The following is a 16233-nucleotide window of genomic DNA, read 5'->3' as shown; positions in this document are numbered from 1 at the left end:
CGGGTGTGACGCGCGCGTGCATATATGTAGGCCAGGGGAGAGAGTGAGGATCCGCGCAAGGGGCGCCGGATTGTCCGGATCCCCGGACCACACCCCCCAGAGGACTGGCTGATCATGGGCGGATCAGCGCCACGACGGGACAGCCGGCTGCCGGCCGAGACGACCAGCTTCGTCGACCGGCGTGGCGAACTGACCGAAGGCCGCGAACTGCTGGCCCGCGCACGGCTGGTGACGCTGACCGGACCGGGCGGCGTCGGCAAGACCCGGCTCGCCGCGCGCATCGCGGCCCGCGTGCAGCGTGCCTTCCCGGACGGCGTGCGCTTCGTGCACCTCTCCGGGGTGCACGACCCGGCGCTCGTCCCGCTCGCCGCCGCCGACGCGCTGGGGCTGCACGACCACTCCGCCCAGCCGCCGCTGGACGCCCTCGTCGAGCAGGTGCGGGACCGGCGGCTGCTCCTCGTCGTCGACAACTGCGAGCATCTGGCGGGCGCGTGCGCCCGGCTGGCCGCGGCCCTGCTGCACGGCACCGGGGGTGTCCGGATCCTCGCCACCAGCCGGCACCGGCTCGGCCTCACCGAGGAGCATCTGCTGGAGGTGCGGCCGCTGCCGGTGCCCGACCCGGACGGCGACCTGTCCGCCGCCGAGGGCTATCCGGCCCTCACCCTCTTCGCCGACCGGGCCGCCGCCGTCGTCCCCGGCTTCCGCCTCACCCCCGGCAACCTCGTGTCCGTGGCCCGCCTCTGCCGCCGCCTGGACGGCCTGCCCCTGGCCATCGAACTCGCCGCCGTCCGGATGCGCGTCCTCGACGTCGACCAGCTCCTGGACCGCCTCGACGACCGCTACCGCTTCCTCACCACCGGCAGCCCCGCGGCCCTGCCCCGCCACCAGACCCTGCGGGCAGCGGTCGCCTGGTCCCACGACCTGTGCACCGGCCCCGAACAGACGGTCTGGGCCCGCCTGTCGGTCCTGCCGGGCAGCTTCGACCTGGAAATGGCGGAAGCGGTGTGCGCGGACGAGACCGGGAAGGGGGCGGCGGGGTGGGACACGGGCTTGATCTCGGGACAGGCTGTCCTGCCCGAGGGTCCGGGGGGCTTCGGCAGCGGGGCGGTTCGGGCTGTGGCGCCGGGTGAGTGCGCTCGGCCCGTCCAAGCGCTTGCGGGCACCGTGACCCTGCCCCCGCGCGGCGGCGGCTCCGGGTGCATCGCGCCGCCCGCCACCGGTCCGGCCGGTGGGATCGTGCGGCTTCCGATGATGCGCCTCGACCCTCAGGCCGCTCTGCCCCCGGCCGGGAACGCCGTGGACGCCGCAGGCGACTGGCAGGCCGGGTCCGGACCCGTCGCGCTCCGGGCCGATGAAATCCTCGACGCCGTCGCCGGGCTCGTGGACAAGTCCGTGTTGTGTCGGGAGCCGGGGCCCGGTGGGGTGCGGTACAGGATGCTCGACACGTTGCGGCAGTACGGGCTGGAGCGGTTGCGGCGGTCGGTGGGGGAGGAGGGGGCCGCGCGGCGGCGGCAGCGGGACCGGATGGTGTGGCTGGCCGAGGAGTGTGAGCGGGGCTGGTTCGGGCCGGGGCAGCCGGAGACCGTCGCACGGCTGCGCGCCGACCGGGACAACCTGCGCGCCGCCCTCGACTTCAGCCTGTCCACCCCGGGCGAGGAACGCGCCGGGCTCAGGCTCGCCGGCACCCTCTGGTTCCACTGGCACGCCTGCGGCGCCCCCCGCGAGGGCCTGTACTGGCTCGAACGGGCCCTGGCCGCGAGCCCCGAGCCGACCCGGGAACGGGCCCGCGGCCTCTGGGTCGCCGGGCTGCTGGCAGCCGCCACCCAGGACTTCCCCCGGGGCCACCGCCAGGCCACGGACGCCCTCGCCCTCGCCCGTGCCCTGGGCGACACCGCCGAGGCCGCCCACGCCGAGTACGTCATCGGCGTCATCCGGCTGTTCGGCGACGACCTGCCCGGCGCGCTGACGCACTTCGAGACCACCGTCGCCCGCGGCCCCGTACCCGGCCAGCACCTGAGCCTCGTAGGCCTCGACCAGGTCGAACTCGCCTGCGCACTGGGCTTCCTGGGCGAGGCCGACCGGGCCGTCGAGGTCTGCGAGCAGGCCCTGCGGCTGTGCGAGCGGCACGGCGAGCAGTGGGTGCGGTCGTACGTGCTGCGCATCCTCGCCCTCGCGCACACCGTGCGCCGCGACTGGCCCCGGGCCGAACGGCACGCCCGCGAGGCCCTGCGGCTCAAACACGCCGTCCACGACATCATCGGCATGGCCCTGACCCTCGACCTGCTCGCGTCGATCGCCGCCGAACGCGGCGCCCACCGGCACGCGGCCCTGCTGATGGGCGGCGCCGACCGCGTCTGGGCCGACATCGACACCGGCCGCTGGGGCGCGCACACCCTCAACTCCGTACGCCGGGACAGCGAGGAGCGGGCCTGCCGGGCCCTGGGACGGGACGCCTTCGACCGGGCCCACCGACGCGGCGCCGGCCTCGCCCTCGCGGAACTCGTCGGCCAGGCGCTCCAGGAGCCGGCCCGCCCGCGCACCGCGGACGCCCCGGCCCCGCAGGACGACACCACGGTCCGCCTGACCCGCCGCGAGTCAGAGGTCGCCCGGCTCGTCGCCGAGGGCCTCGCCAACCAGCAGATCGCCGACCGCCTGGTGATCGCCCGCCGCACCGCCGAAGGCCATGTGGAACGCATCCTCAGCAAGCTCGGCTTCAGCAACCGCAGCCAGATCGCCGCCTGGGTGACGGCGCAGCGCTGACCCTCCCGCACCGGAACACCCACCCGTCTCCCTAGGGGAACACATGACCGTCCAACAGCCCTCCACGCCCGCCCCGTTCGACCACCGCATGGCCGTCTTCGACTCCGACGAGGACTTCGTGTCCGCCGCCCTGCCCTTCCTCGGCGAGGGCCTCGCCGCCCCCGGCGAACCACCGCCCGTGGCCATCGCCGACCCCCGCAACCTTGACCTGCTGCGGGACGCCCTCGGCGGCGACGCCAAGGACATCACCTGCATCCCGCACACCGAGTGGTACACCGGCTCCGCCGCCAACGCCGTCGCCCGCGCCGCCTCCTACCTCGCCGCCCACGCCGGCCCGGGCGGCCGGATCCACCTCCTCATGGAGCCCGTGTGGAGCGGCCGCGCCGGCCGTTCGACCCGCGAGACCACCGAGTGGATCCGCTACGAGGCCCTCGCCAACCCCCTCTTCGCCCCCATGGCGACCACCGCCCTGTGCGCGTACGACACCCGCACCGCCGGCCCCGCCGTCGTCGCCGCGGCCCGCCGCACCCACCCCGACACGGAGGTCTACGAGGACCCGGTACGGCTCGCCGCCGAACTCGACGCCGTGCCGCTGCCGCTGCCCCCGGTCGGCGCGCGGCGCCTCGCACAGCCGCACGCCGGGGCCGTCCAGTCCTGGGCGCAGGACCGCGGACTGCCCGCCGCGGACGCCGAGCTGTTCGCCACGGCCGTCGCGGAGACGGCGGAGGCCCTGGCCCCCCTCGACGGCACCGCCCTGCTGTGGGGCGAGGCACCCGCCTGCGTCTGCGAACTCCGCTCCGCCCGCCGTATCGACGACCCGCTCGCCGGCTTCGTCCCGCCACCGGCCTCCGGCCCGGAACCCGGACCGGGCCTGTGGTACGCGCGCCAGGTGTGCGCGTACGTCGACATCCGCGACGACAGCGGGGGAGCCACCGTGCGGCTCCAGTACGCGTGACCTGCACAAGCAGGTAGGGGATCGGGTAGTCCTCCCCCTGCGCCGGACCACCCCCGTGGATCACCCTGGACCCATGCTGCAACTCTCCGGGCGCCACCTCCCGGACCCCGAGGCACGGTACGGTCCGTTCCCCCAGCCACCCCTGGGAGCGGGCCACCTGAGCGTCGAGTACGCGCCCCGGCCCTCCGCCGTCCGCGAGGCACGCGCGGAGGTTCGCAGGCAGTTGGAGGGCTGGGGGCTCGCGGAGCACGGTGAGGTGGCGGACGTGGCCGAACTGCTCGTCGGTGAACTGGCCACCAACGCCCTGGTGCACGCCGAGAGCCGCTTCCGGCTGACCCTCTTCGCCGCACACGGCGTCCTGCGCTGCGAGGTCGCCGATGAGGCGCGCCGGGTGCCGCGGGTGCTGGACGCGGACACCGGGGAGAGCGGCCGTGGGATATTCCTGGTGGACGCGCTCGCCCAGCGCTGGGGCTGCCACCGGGACGGGCCGGGCAAGACCGTGTGGTTCGAGCTCGGTACGTGTGGGGCGGACGGCTGTGGTCGGCGACAGCCGTGACGCTCCGCTGGGTGGGCCATGGCGGTTTGTCATTGCCGCCTTGGCCTGTTCCCGGGCCGCGGGTTCGTTGTGGTTGTTCGCGCAGTTCCCCGCGCCCCTTGAGGGGCGACTGCCTTCACGCCCTCTTGTCGGCCTGGCCTCTTTGATGTTTCTTGACCTGCATGGCGGATAGCACGGGAAACACCACGGAGAACGAAGCCCAGCAGCCTCCTCGGCCCCGTAAGGCGAGTTGGAAGTACATCGGTCCGGGCATCGTCGTCGCGGCGACCGGTGTCGGCGCCGGTGACCTGGTCGCCACGCTGATCGCGGGCAGCAACTTCGGCTACACCCTCCTGTGGGCCGCGATCATCGGCTGCCTCGTGAAGATCTCCCTCGCCGAGGCGGCGGGCCGCTGGCATCTGTCCACGGGGCGCACCCTGTTCGACGGCTGGGCGAGCCTCGGCCGCTGGACCACGTGGTTCTTCGCCGTGTACGTCGTCGTCTGGGGCTTCGTCTACGGCGCGGCGGCGATGTCGTCGAGCGCGCTGCCGCTGCAGGCGCTGTTCCCGGACGTGATGGACCTGAAGTGGTGGGCCATCGCCTGCGGTCTGGTCGGTCTGGTCTTCGTCTGGTTCAACAAGTACGCGGTGTTCGAGAAGGTCATGACGGTCCTGGTGGGCGTCATGTTCGTGGTGACGGTGTATCTGGCGATCCGGGTCACGCCGAACCTCCTCGACGCCTTCGCCGGTCTCCTCCCGGTGCTGCCCGACGAGAAGGACTCGATCCTCAACACCCTGGGCCTGATCGGCGGCGTCGGCGGCACGATCACGCTCGCGGCATACGGCTACTGGGTCAACGCCAAGGGCTGGACCGACACCGGCTGGATGAAGGTCATGCGCCTGGACAACCGCGTCGCCTACGCCACGACCGGCATCTTCGTGATCGCCATGCTCTTCGTCGGCGCGGAGATGCTCCACTCGGCGAACGTCGCGATCGCGAGCGGCGACAAGGGCCTGATCCAGCTCGGCGACATCCTGGAGGCGGAGTACGGCGCGGCGACGGCGAAGTTCTTCCTGATCGGCTTCTTCGCCACGTCGTTCACCTCGCTGATCGGCGTCTGGCACGGCGTGAGCCTGATGTTCGCCGACTTCGTGGCACGGCTCGCGGGCAAGGAGGCCGTCAAGGGCGAGGAGATCGCCTCCGGCAAGCGCGAACGCTCCTGGCCCTTCCGCGCCTATTTGCTCTGGCTCACCTTCCCGCCGATGGTGCTCCTCTTCGAGGACGAGCCCTTCCGCCTGGTCATCATCTACGGCGTCCTCGGCGCGGCCTTCCTGCCCTTCCTCGCCGGCACCCTGCTCTGGCTGCTGAACTCCAGCCGTACGCCCAGGGAGTGGCGCAACGGCCCGGTGAGCAACGCGATGCTCGTCATCGCGGGGCTGCTGTTCCTGGTCCTGTGCGTGAAGCAGATCTGGGACCAGCCGTGGGGGGAGTTCTTCTAGACAGGGAGAATCGACGGATGAGCGAGCAGCCACCTCCACCGCCCGGCCCCGGCTTCGGCCCGCCCCCGCCGCAGTACGCGCCCGCGCAGCCCGCCTACGCGCCGCCGCCCTCCCCGTACCCGCCCGCGCCACCCCCGTACGCCCAGACGCCGCCCCAGCAACCGGCCCCGGCCGGTCCGGATTTTCTCGCCGTCGACAAGCGCAACGCGGTCGTCGTCGACGCGAGCGGCGTGGCCTTCGAGTCGTCCGGCCAGACGATCGAGTTCCGCTGGCCGGAGATCCGCGGTGTCCACTACCGGGCGAGCCCCGACGGCAAGGCCCTGATGGTCTCCGTGGTCCACATGGACGGCCGGTTCTACGAGTGCGTGGTGGAGGCCAAGCCCAGGACACGGCTCCAGGAGTGGTTCCCGCAGCTGGCCTGGGTCCTTGGCCACTACCGTCCGATGGGCTAGGGGCGGCTACGGCAGCCCGTGCACATGCGGACCCACCGCGTCGGACCACGCGTTGCCCGCCGTCGCGTCCCAGTTGGTCGACCAGGTCATCGCGCCCCGCAGGTCGGGATACGTCCGCGAGGGCTTGAAGGACCCGCACCCCGTGCCCTTGGCCAGGCAGTCCAGGGCGTTGTTCACGACGGACGGCGACACATAGCCGCTCCCCGCGCCCCGGGTCGAGGCGGGCAGGCCGAGCCCGACCTGGGACGGGGCCAGGCCGCCCTCCAGCTGGATGCAGGCCAGGGCCGTCAGGAAGTCCACCGAGCCCTGGCTGTAGACCTTGCCGTCGCAGCCCAGCATCGAACCGCTGTTGTAGTACTGCATGTTGACGACGGTGAGGATGTCCTTGATGTTCAGTGCGGTCTGGAAGTAGGAGTTCGACGTCGACTGCATGTCGATGGTCTGCGGCGCCATCGTGATGATCAGCGACGAGCCCGCCTTCGCCGAGAGCGAGCGCAGGGCCTGGGTCATATAGGTCGCGTTGAGGCCGTTCTCCAGGTCGATGTCGACGCCGTCGAAGCCGTACGTCTGCATCAGGGAGTGCACCGAGTTCGCGAAGTTCGCCGACGAGGCCGCGTCGTTCACCGCCACCGTGCCGCGCTCACCGCCGACCGAGATGATGACCTTCTTCCCGGCCGCCTGCTTGGCCCTGACGTCGGCCTTGAACTGGTCGACGGTGTAGCCGCCGAGACTGGCCGAGTCCAGGGCGAAGGTCACCGCGCCCGGCGTCGAGGTCGCGTCCGCGAAGGCGACGGCGATGATGTCGTACTGCGACTGGACGTCCGCGAGCTTCTGGACCGCGGCCCCGTTGTCGAAGTTCTGCCAGTAGCCGGTCACCGCGTGCCTGGGCAGGGCGGGACCGGGGCCGGTCGGCGCGTTCGTCCGGCCCGTCACCGCCGCCGACCTAGGCGACTCGCCCGCCGCGTTGGTCGCCGCGACCTGGAAGGAGTACGACGTCGAGGCCGCGAGCCCGGTCACGGTCGCCGAGGTGCCGGAGACGGCCGTCACCTTCGTGCCGTCGCGGTAGACGGTGTACCCCGTCGCCCCGGAGACGGTGTTCCACGCCAGTGACACCGACGAGGACGACGTCCCGGAGACGTTCAGACCGCCGGGCGTGGCCGGGACCGTGGGGCCGGGGTCGGTGCCGCCGCCCCCGTCGGGCCCGAACACCGAGACGTCGTCCGCGTAGTACGCGGCCTGCCCGTACCAGCCGTGCGTGTACACCGTCACCGAGGTCGTCGAGGAGCCCGTCGTGAAGGTCGTCGACAGCTGCTTCCAGGACGACGAGTCCGGGGTCCAGGTGGACACGTCGGTCGTGCCCGTGCCCGTCACGCCGAGGTAGGCGTAGCCGCCCCGGACCCAGGCGCCCAGGGTGTACGTCGAGCCGGGCTTCACCCGCACCGTCTGGGCGCACCGGGCGTTGTCCTGCCCCGCCGGGGTCCCCTTCAGCGCGGCCGTGCCGGAGTGCACCGGGGAGGAGACGGCCGTACCGCTGCCCGCGGAGCAGGTCCAGTCGCTCAGGCCCGACTCGAAGCCGGCGTTCCTGGCGTTGTTGACGTCGGCGGCGGATGCCTGGCCGACGGTCGTGACAGTGAGGGCCAGGGCAGCCGTGACGGCACCCGACCACAGCCGCATGGATCGTCTGTGTCTGGACATGACAAGAAAATGGTCCAGACCAGAAACACTGTCAAGAGGTCCAGACCAACCGGTCGAGCAGCAGTCCCACCGCACAGCCTGCCAGCAGCACCCCGGCGGACATCCAGAACGCGAGGCCCGCCGGATCCAGCACCTCCGGCCGCAGTGCCAGCAGCAGGACCTGGGCCGCCGCCGGCGCCGCGCACGCCGCCGCCAGATGCCGCACCGGCAGCTCCCGCCACGGCTCCGGGTGCACCCGCGCCGCCGCCCAGGTGGCGAGCGCGACACACACCAGGTTCGGCAGATGCACCAGCGCCAGTGCCGCACCGAACGAGCCGACACCCCGCGGGCCGACCAGAGGGCCGTACACCAGCGTCATCTGGACGTACTCGCTGACGACGAGGACGACGATGCCTACGGCCCAGCAGCGGACGAGAGCCATCAGCCGCTCCCCGCGATCTCGACGTACAGAAGGGTCGCGAAGCCCAGCGCGGCCATGCCGCAGCCCGCGACCAGGGCCAGCGACTGGAGCACCGGGGACCAGCTGCCCCGGCCCGCCACCGTCGCCGTGCCCCGCGGATCAAGGGGGTCGTAGGTGACGGTGACCGAGGCGCCCTCCGTCGTCGACCGGCCCGCCAGGTCCTCGAACTCGACCCGGGTGCCGTCGGCCGTACGGAAGGCGAAGAAGTGCCGCCGGGCATCGGAGCGGTTGTACGGCTCCGTCTCCACCCGGACGCACTCGCCCTCCGCCCGGACACCGGCACGCAGCACCCGCGTCACCGTCACCAGCCGGCGCGCGTACCTCCACGCCAGCGCGCCGAACAGCGCCACCAGCAGCGTGAGTACGACGTATCCGGCGCCCGGCACCTCCACGGCTAGTGCACCTCGACCGAGTCGACGATCCGGTCCAGGTCCTTCTCCGGCAGGGAGCCCTCCTGGGCGTCGATCCGGATCGCGAAGGTGCCGTCCTTCGAGTCCAGCCCGGTCAGGATCACGCCCTGGACCGGGGTGCCCTTGGCCGGGCCGCCGTCCTCGCCGGTCGCCTTGAAGGTGAAGTCGATCCGCTTGGCCTCGTCCGTGCCGGCCAGCTCCACGTCCTTCTGGCCCTTGACGTCCGCGCCCAGTTGGATGCCCGCCTCGGCGGCGATCGCGGCCTGCTCGGCGGAGTTCGCCTCGGTGAAGCCGAGCTGCACGGTGACGACCGAGGCCTTCTTCCCGTCCTCGGTGCGGGTCGCGGCGGCCGCGTTGTGCTTGCCCCGCTCGGCGGCGCTCTGCTCCTCGTACCCCTTCGGATACGACACGTCGACGCCCTTCGTCTTCAGCGTCCCCCAGCCGTCGGGCACGGAGGACCCGCCGGAGCCGGAGCCCCCGCAGCCGGTGAGGGCCATGGCGGTCAGCAGAGCGGCGGCGGCCAGGCAGGCACGGCGGGTCTTCATCGGATCGGGCTCCCGTCTCGTCAGTTCGCACAGTAGCTGTAGGGAAGGTAGGAGCGGCCGTCCCCGCGGGGTGCCCCCAGGAACTGGGCGTCGGTCAGCGTCTCCGACTTCTTCTCCGTGCTGATCGTCATGCCCAGACTGAGCCCGAGATTCAACTCGAAGCCGTACTCGGCCGCGTTCACCTCGCCCGTGTACGTCATCCGGCTCGACTTGCCCTGGTCGAACATCAGCTGCCCGAAGGGGTCGTCGGCGCCCGGCCGGGCCGTGGGCGCGTGGTCGTCGAACATGTACTGGAAGGGCGTGGCGACCTGCTCGTTGCTGCTGTCCAGCCAGCGCTCGGCGACCGCCCGCCCTTGGTCGCCGGCCGGGCCGGGGTCGAAGGTGACGGTGTTGGTGACGATCTCGATGCCGGTCCCCGAGTCGGTGCCCTTCACCCCGGCGTTCCCGCCCCGCTTGTCGCCGTCCTTCTCGCCGTTGTCGCCGCCGGCTTTCGCCCCGTCCTTCTGGCCGCCCTCCTCGACGGTCCGGGTCATGTCGATCCGCACCAGCTTGTCGGTCTTCTTGTCGTAGGTGACCGTGATGGTGCCGGTCCGCGTCGTGTTCGCCGCGTACTCGCCGCTGAGCGGGCCCGCCTCGTAGCCCACCTTGGAGCCGTACTCGACGGACGAGGAGTACGTGTACGACTTGGTGTCCTTGTAGGCGTTGTCGGTCCAGGTCACCTCGGGGGAGTACTTGAAGGTGCCGCCGAGCGCGGCGCTCAGCTTCTTCTCGTCGCCCGCCGAGATCTTCAGGCCCGCCGACGCCGAGGCCTCCAGGCCCACCTTGCCGTAGGTGATCTTCCGGTTGTCGCCGAGATGCTCCTTGATCCGGTTCTGGGTGTCCTCCTCGTCCTTCAGCGGCCCGGTGCCGAAGAGGTAGGCGATGCTGTCGCCGAGGCTCGCCTCCGCGCCGCCGGGCATGGTGCGCCGCATCTCGTACATCTGGAGCTTCTCCACGTCGTCCCGGAACCGCTGGGCCTCCTCCGGGCTCTGGAACACCCAGGTGTCGCCGTTGGTCACCTTGATGCCGAGCCCCAGCTCCACCTTGTCGGCGCCGAACCGGCCCACCTTCATGCCGGGTTTGAAGTCCTTCTTCGCGGCGACGGACGCGGCGTCGGTGAAGGTCAGATAGACCAGCTGGTCCTTGTCGTCGACCGTGCCGTCGCCGTTGACGTCCGTCTTCGCCTTCAGATGCTGCTCCTGGAAGCCGTACTCCTTGCCGATCTCCCAGAAGAAGATCTTCGCCTTGGAGCCCGCCTTGTCGGTGACGGAGGAGACCTGGCACAGCGCCGGCTCGAAGTCGGCGTCGGTGAGCGGCTTGCCCGGCCCGGGCCCGGCCGCCCCGCAGTCGCCGCCGCCGGCGACCCTGCAGACCTGCGCGGCGATCCTGTCGTAGATCAACTGCCCGACGCCGGTGGCCGACACCGCGAGCACGATCGCCGCGCTGACGACGACCGTCCCGAGATACTCGGTACCGGTCGCGCCGCGGTCGTCGAAGACCACTCTGTCCCTGTACGTCCGTATGCCGCCCCCGCCAGCCACACGGCACCCCTCCTCACCCGAACCACGGATCCGTGGACGGCGAGCGTAGGGAGGCGCCCCCGCGCCGGGCGTGGGCCTCAGGACCCAAACGGAGACCCACCGTCAACGCTGGGCCCTCTGGGCCCGTCCCCTGGGTCCTGGCTGCGACCGGCAAGATGCTCAACCTGCCCCGTTTTGACGCAACTTGTGCAACGACAGTTGCTCCCCAGCTACACAAACGCTGTTCTCCGGTCACAGAGCCGTGGATACAGTGCTGAGGTAGTCACGCAGTGAAGTCACCGACGTGTGCCGGAGTCACACCGGCGCGCCGACGGGCATGGGGAAACGGGGAGCTGCGCATGCCAACTGCCATTGCCGTGACAAGCGCCGACATGGCGCTGCCGCCACAGGACGAACGCACCCTGCCCGCCGTCGTGCTGCGGGACATCGACCGGCGCCCCCTGGAACAGGCGCTCGCCGAGATGCAGGCCCTGGTCGAGCACCACGGACACGTGATCGTCGTCTGCTCCCAGGCCGCACCCACCGCCGTACAGCGCCGGCTGCACACCCTGCGCTCCCTCATGGAGAGCGACCGCATCGCCCTCTTCCGCCCGGACCTGCCCCCGCTCGGACTGGCGGTCCTGGCCCGTCAGTTACGGCAGCTGGCGTCCTGCGACATCAGCCCCGGCGTGCTCGCATCGGCAGGCCGGCTGCTCGTCCACTACATCCACGCCGGGGCGCTGCTCAACTCCGTCACCCGGCTCGACCGCGTCCCCGTCGGCCTGAAGTCGCACGCCAAGTCCTGGGTCCCGGGCAGCCAGTTCGGCGTCCTCGCCCACCCCGAGCCACAGCTCGTCAGAATCACCCCCGAAGCCGCCCTCCCCGGCCCCGAGTTCGGCACCTGGATGCTGGTCGCCAAGGGGCAGCTCCAGTCCGACTGGGTCACCGCCACCCTCGCCCCCTCCTGGAAGGTGCAGGGCCTGCGCGAGATCCCGCTGCCGTCCGAGTCGCCCGGCTGGTGGGGCACCGGCAAGCTGATCGAGTTCTGCAGCTACCTGCCCGACCTGTCGGTCCTCTACCAGCTGGTCACCTCCGTACGGCGCTCCAGCTGCCACTGGTGCGGCATCGACGTCATCGGCGACCGCTGCGTCTTCTGCTCGGCCACGCCACCCGTCTACGACAGCCCGCCCCTCAAACAGCTCGAGAACCGAACGGCCGTCGGGTGAGCCCTGACACCGCTCGCCGGCACCGCTCCGATCCCGACCGACCGCTATCCCCAACGAGGTTGCACGGTTCATGAATTCCCGTCAGCGCCGCGGCGTGCTTCTCCTGCTCCTGTCGGTCGTCTGCGCCCTGGGCGCCTTCACCGGCGTGCTCTCCGTCATAGGCGACGTGAAGTCCAAGGTCGGCCCCGAGGTCACCGCCTACCGGCTGAAATCGGACGTGCCGCCCTACACCACGCTCACCACGGGCCAGTTCGAGAAGATCAAGATGCCCGAACGGTGGCTGTCCGACAACGCCGTCACCGACCTGCGGGAGATCCAGGGCAAGATCGCCGTGACGACGCTGCGTTCGGGCTCCCTGCTCCAGTCCGACATGATCGTCCGCCAGCCCGCCCTCCAGCCGGGCCAGCAGGAGGTCGCCATCATGATCGACGCGGCGACCGGCGTGGCCGGCAAGATCACCCCCGGCTCCTCGGTCAACGTGTACGCCACCTTCGAGGGCAAGCGCGAGGGCGACCCCGACCAGTCGAAGATCATCGTGACGAACGCCAAGGTCATCGACGTGGGCGATCTGACCGCGCTGAAGCCGGACGAGAACAACCGCACCCAGCAGCCCACCGACGCCGTCCCGATCACCTTCGCGCTGTCCGCCCTCGACGCCCAGCGCATCACCTACGCCGAGTCGTTCGCCCAGCGGGTCCGGCTCGCCCTCGTCGCGCCCGGCAGCGACACCACGGTCCCGGAGCAGGACCGGACGTACGAACTCGCGAAGGACAAGTGAGAGGCCCGCATGCCCACGAGGATCCTCCCGGCAGTCGGTGAAGCGGACGCCGTCCGGTCCATCACGACGCTGCTCAGCCAGCTCCCGGACGCCGAGCCGGTGGCCCCGGTGGGCGACTCCACCCAGCTCATCGACACCCTCGCGCGGCTCGCCGCCGAGTCAGTCGACGAACTGCCCGAGGTCGTGGTCGTGCACGAGCGGATCGGCCCGGTCCCCGCGCTGGAGCTGATCCGTGAAGTGGCCCTGCGCTTCCCGGCCGTCGGCGTCATCCTCGTCACCTCGGACGCCAGCCCCGGCCTCTTCCAGGCCGCCATGGACTACGGCGCCCGCGGCCTCGTCGCCCTGCCCCTGAGCTACGAGGAACTGGCCAGCCGCGTCCAGGCGGTCGCCCAGTGGTCCGTCGGCGTACGGCGGCACCTGGGCGCCGGCGGCGACGTCTTCACCGGCGTCGGAGGCACCGTCGTCACCGTCAGCGGCGCCAAGGGCGGTACCGGAGCCACCCTGACCGCCATCCAGCTGGCCCTGGCCGCCCAGGCCTCCGGCCGCAGCACGGCCCTGGTCGACATGGACCTCCAGACCGGCGACATCGCCTCCTACCTCGACGTCCAGTTCCGCCGCTCCGTCGTCGACCTGGCCGCCATCACGGACATCTCCCCGCGCGTCCTGGCCGACGCGGTCTTCCGCCACGACACCGGCCTCGCCCTGCTGCTCGCCCCGGCCGAGGGGGAACGCGGCGAGGACGTCACCGACCGCGCCGCCCGCCAGATCGTCAGCGCCCTGCGCTCCCGCTACGAGATCGTCGTCATCGACTGCGGCGCCCAGCTGAGCGGCGCGGGAGCGGCGGCCGTGGAGATGGCGGACCGGGCCCTGCTCGTCACCACGCCGGACGTGGTCGCCGTACGGGGCGCCAAACGGGCGGTACGGATGTGGGACCGGCTGCAGATCCGCAAGGCCGAGGAGACGACCGTCGTCGTCAACCGGCACAGCCGCGGTACGGAGATCCAGCCGCCCCTGATCCAGAAGATCACCGGCACGGCGGTCGCCGCCACCGTCGTCCCCGCCAACTTCAAGGAACTGCAGAGCGTCGTGGACGCGGGCCGCATCCACGAGCTGGAGAACAAGAGCGCGGTGAAACAGGCCCTGTGGGGCCTCGCGGGAGAACTGGGCCTGGTCAAGGTCCCCGACGGCGCGCAGAAGGCGGGCCGGGGGTTCCGGGGCGGCGACCGGGGGTCGGTGAGCTTTCGACGGCGGAAGGAGGGATGAGCGTGCCTTGGAGAGAGCGGGAGCGGGACCGGGGCCAGGTCACCATCGAGTTCCTCGGCATGACACCGACGATCATCGTGACGCTGATCGCGCTGTGGCAGATCGTCCTCGTCGGCTACACCTACACCCTCGCGGGGAACGCGGCGGACGAGGCGGTGCGGGCGGCGACGGCGACGGAGCGCGGCGCGCGCGACGGTGCCTGCCGGGCCGCCGGGCTCAAGCACCTCTCGGAGGCGTGGAGCTCCGGCGCCGAGGTGACCTGCGGCGGCACCGGCTATGTCACGGCCGACGTCACGCTCGAAGTCCCCATCCTCTTCCCGGGCACGCTCTCCGTCCCGTTCCCGGTCCGGGGGCACGCCGGTGCGGTCGAGGAGGCGGACTGAGATGGCGCGTTCCGGCAAGGGCGGCGACCGGGGCCAGGTCGCGATCGAGTACATCGGCTTCCTGCCGATCCTGCTGCTCGTCGGCCTGGCGGCCGTACAGCTCGGCCTGATCGCCTACACGGCACAGCAGGCGGGAACTGCGGCCCGGACGGGGGCGCGCAGTGCGTCGCTGGAGGGGCCGTACGACGCGGACTGCCGGGCGGCGGTGAGCAGCTGGCTCGAGGTGACCGGCTGTCCGGCGTCATACGGCGCGGACGAGGTCACCGTCACGGCCACCGTGCAGATCCCGTCCCTCGTGCCCGGCTGGGAGTTCGACCCGGCGGTCAAGACCGCCACGATGCCGCTCGACCACTGAACGGAGCACCGCACCCATGAGCCTGCGAGCACGCATCAACTCCCCCGAGGAGAACGGGAACCGGGGCGAGGACGGCCATATGGTCGCCTCCTACCGGGCCAAGCTCCTGGAGGAGATCGACCTCGCGGAGATGAGTTCGCTGGCCGCCGCCGAGCGCAGGGCGCGGCTGGAGCGGGTGCTCGGGCACATCATCAGCCGCGAGGGCCCGGTCCTGTCGACCGTGGAGCGCTCGCAGCTGATCCGCAGGGTGGTCGACGAGGCGCTGGGCCTCGGCATCCTGGAGCCGCTCCTGGAGGACGCCTCCATCACGGAGATCATGGTGAACGGCCCGGACTCGATCTTCGTGGAGCGCGGCGGCCGGGTGGAGCAACTGCCCCTGCGCTTCGCCTCGAACGACCAGCTCATGCAGACGATCGAGCGGATCGTCTCGACGGTCAACCGCCGTGTCGACGAGTCGAACCCGATGGTCGACGCCCGTCTCCCGTCCGGCGAGCGCGTCAACGTCATCATCCCGCCCCTGTCCCTGACGGGCGCCACCCTCACGATCCGCCGCTTCCCGCGCTCCTTCACGCTCCAGGAGCTGATCGGCCTCGGCTCGCTCGACGAGCACATGCTGTACCTGCTGGCGGGCCTGGTGCAGGCGAAATTCAATGTCATCGTCTCGGGCGCGACGGGCACGGGAAAGACGACCCTGCTGAACGCGCTCTCCGGGCTGATCCCCGGGGGCGAGCGCATCATCACCATCGAGGACTCGGCCGAACTCCAGCTCCAGCAGGCCCATGTGATCCGCCTGGAGTCACGCCCGCCGAACGTCGAGGGCAAGGGCCAGGTGTCGATCCGCGACCTGGTCCGCAACTCCCTGCGCATGCGCCCCGACCGCATCGTGGTCGGTGAGGTCCGAGGCGGCGAGTCCCTGGACATGCTTCAGGCGATGTCGACGGGCCACGACGGCTCGCTGGCCACCGTCCACGCCAACAGCGCCGAGGACGCGCTGATGCGGCTGCAGACCCTCGCCTCCATGTCGGACGTGGAGATCCCCTTCGTGGCGCTGCACGACCAGATCAACAGCGCGGTGGACGTCATCGTGCAGCTGACCCGGTTCGCGGACGGCGCCCGCCGCATCACCGAGATCGCCCTGATGGACAGCCACGGCAGCGACCCGTACCGGCTGGTCACGGTCGCCCGCTTCAACGCGCGGCCCATGAGCTCCGACGGCCGTATCCACGGCGACTTCGAGTATTTCCCCGTCCCACGCCGCACCGCCGACCGCCTGTACATGGCGAGCCAGCCCCTTCCGCAAGCTTTCGGCATCGCCCGGTCCGCGGACCAGCTAGCCACCCGAGAAGCCAGGTAGGACC

Annotated in this window: 16 protein-coding genes; 11 read left to right on the top strand and 5 right to left on the bottom strand. The window is 71.4% G+C overall.

Annotation, left to right across the window (positions count from 1 at the left end; all coding sequences use genetic code 11):
* Positions 1-114: 114 nt before the first annotated feature.
* The 5 genes from ACFT4A_RS19185 to ACFT4A_RS19165 all read left to right on the top strand — a co-directional run bounded on the left by ACFT4A_RS19185 (position 115) and on the right by ACFT4A_RS19165 (position 6201).
* Positions 115-2760, top strand: coding sequence for an ATP-binding protein (locus ACFT4A_RS19185; protein WP_382831655.1), 2646 nt, complete (start codon positions 115-117; stop codon positions 2758-2760).
* 43 nt (positions 2761-2803) lie between these two features.
* Positions 2804-3715, top strand: coding sequence for an anti-sigma factor RsbA family regulatory protein (locus ACFT4A_RS19180; RefSeq protein ID WP_382831652.1), 912 nt, complete (start codon positions 2804-2806; stop codon positions 3713-3715).
* Positions 3716-3788: 73 nt separating this feature from the next.
* On the top strand, positions 3789-4271 hold the full coding sequence (locus tag ACFT4A_RS19175) for an ATP-binding protein (RefSeq protein WP_382831649.1): 483 nt from the start codon (positions 3789-3791) through the stop codon (positions 4269-4271).
* Between the two features lie 161 nt (positions 4272-4432).
* Entirely contained in the window at positions 4433-5749 is a 1317-nt protein-coding gene (locus tag ACFT4A_RS19170; protein ID WP_382831647.1) for an Nramp family divalent metal transporter, read from the top strand.
* 17 nt (positions 5750-5766) lie between these two features.
* Positions 5767-6201, top strand: coding sequence for a hypothetical protein (locus ACFT4A_RS19165; RefSeq protein WP_382831644.1), 435 nt, complete (start codon positions 5767-5769; stop codon positions 6199-6201).
* A 6-nt stretch (positions 6202-6207) separates the two neighbouring features.
* On the opposite strand, the gene ACFT4A_RS19160 is transcribed toward ACFT4A_RS19165, so the two are convergent.
* Genes ACFT4A_RS19160 through ACFT4A_RS19140 form a run of 5 tightly spaced genes read right to left on the bottom strand, consistent with a single transcriptional unit; the run spans position 6208 to position 10852 of the window.
* Entirely contained in the window at positions 6208-7896 is a 1689-nt protein-coding gene (locus tag ACFT4A_RS19160) for a chitinase (RefSeq protein WP_382831641.1), read from the bottom strand.
* 31 nt (positions 7897-7927) lie between these two features.
* A complete protein-coding gene (locus tag ACFT4A_RS19155; protein ID WP_382831638.1) occupies positions 7928-8317 on the bottom strand; it encodes a hypothetical protein in 390 nt (129 codons plus the stop codon).
* Positions 8317-8748, bottom strand: a complete 432-nt coding sequence (locus ACFT4A_RS19150; protein ID WP_382831636.1) for a DUF3592 domain-containing protein — start codon at positions 8746-8748, stop codon at positions 8317-8319. Before ACFT4A_RS19150 ends, ACFT4A_RS19155 begins: the two co-directional genes overlap by 1 nt.
* Before the next feature lie 2 nt (positions 8749-8750).
* Positions 8751-9311, bottom strand: coding sequence for a hypothetical protein (locus ACFT4A_RS19145; protein WP_382831634.1), 561 nt, complete (start codon positions 9309-9311; stop codon positions 8751-8753).
* Positions 9312-9331: 20 nt separating this feature from the next.
* Positions 9332-10852: a hypothetical protein gene (locus ACFT4A_RS19140; RefSeq protein ID WP_382831632.1), complete on the bottom strand. Its 1521-nt coding sequence runs from the start codon at positions 10850-10852 to the stop codon at positions 9332-9334.
* 377 nt (positions 10853-11229) lie between these two features.
* Here ACFT4A_RS19140 and ACFT4A_RS19135 point away from each other — a divergent pair, with 377 nt between their 5' ends.
* The 6 genes from ACFT4A_RS19135 (at position 11230) to ACFT4A_RS19110 (ending at position 16229) form a co-directional block, all read left to right on the top strand.
* Positions 11230-12096, top strand: a complete 867-nt coding sequence (locus tag ACFT4A_RS19135) for a hypothetical protein (protein ID WP_382831629.1) — start codon at positions 11230-11232, stop codon at positions 12094-12096.
* Between the two features lie 70 nt (positions 12097-12166).
* The gene (gene cpaB / locus ACFT4A_RS19130) at positions 12167-12874 is read left to right on the top strand and encodes a Flp pilus assembly protein CpaB (RefSeq protein WP_382831626.1); all 708 of its coding nucleotides are present in this window, start codon (positions 12167-12169) and stop codon (positions 12872-12874) included.
* Between the two features lie 9 nt (positions 12875-12883).
* Positions 12884-14137 carry a CpaE family protein gene (locus ACFT4A_RS19125; protein WP_382831625.1) on the top strand — a complete coding sequence of 418 codons (1254 nt, stop codon included), beginning with the start codon at positions 12884-12886 and terminating at the stop codon, positions 14135-14137.
* Entirely contained in the window at positions 14134-14520 is a 387-nt protein-coding gene (locus ACFT4A_RS19120; RefSeq protein WP_382831622.1) for a TadE/TadG family type IV pilus assembly protein, read from the top strand. Before ACFT4A_RS19125 ends, ACFT4A_RS19120 begins: the two co-directional genes overlap by 4 nt.
* A gap of 1 nt (position 14521) precedes the next feature.
* Positions 14522-14875 (top strand): TadE/TadG family type IV pilus assembly protein, encoded by a 354-nt coding sequence (locus ACFT4A_RS19115; protein ID WP_382831620.1) that lies wholly within the window; start codon positions 14522-14524, stop codon positions 14873-14875.
* Between the two features lie 16 nt (positions 14876-14891).
* Positions 14892-16229: a CpaF family protein gene (locus ACFT4A_RS19110; RefSeq protein ID WP_382831617.1), complete on the top strand. Its 1338-nt coding sequence runs from the start codon at positions 14892-14894 to the stop codon at positions 16227-16229.
* The last annotated feature ends 4 nt before the right edge of the window (positions 16230-16233 follow it).

Source organism: Streptomyces sp. NPDC057099 (genome assembly GCF_042671245.1).
Lineage (GTDB): Bacteria > Actinomycetota > Actinomycetes > Streptomycetales > Streptomycetaceae > Streptomyces > Streptomyces purpurascens.
This window is presented reverse-complemented; position numbering and strand designations above follow the sequence as displayed.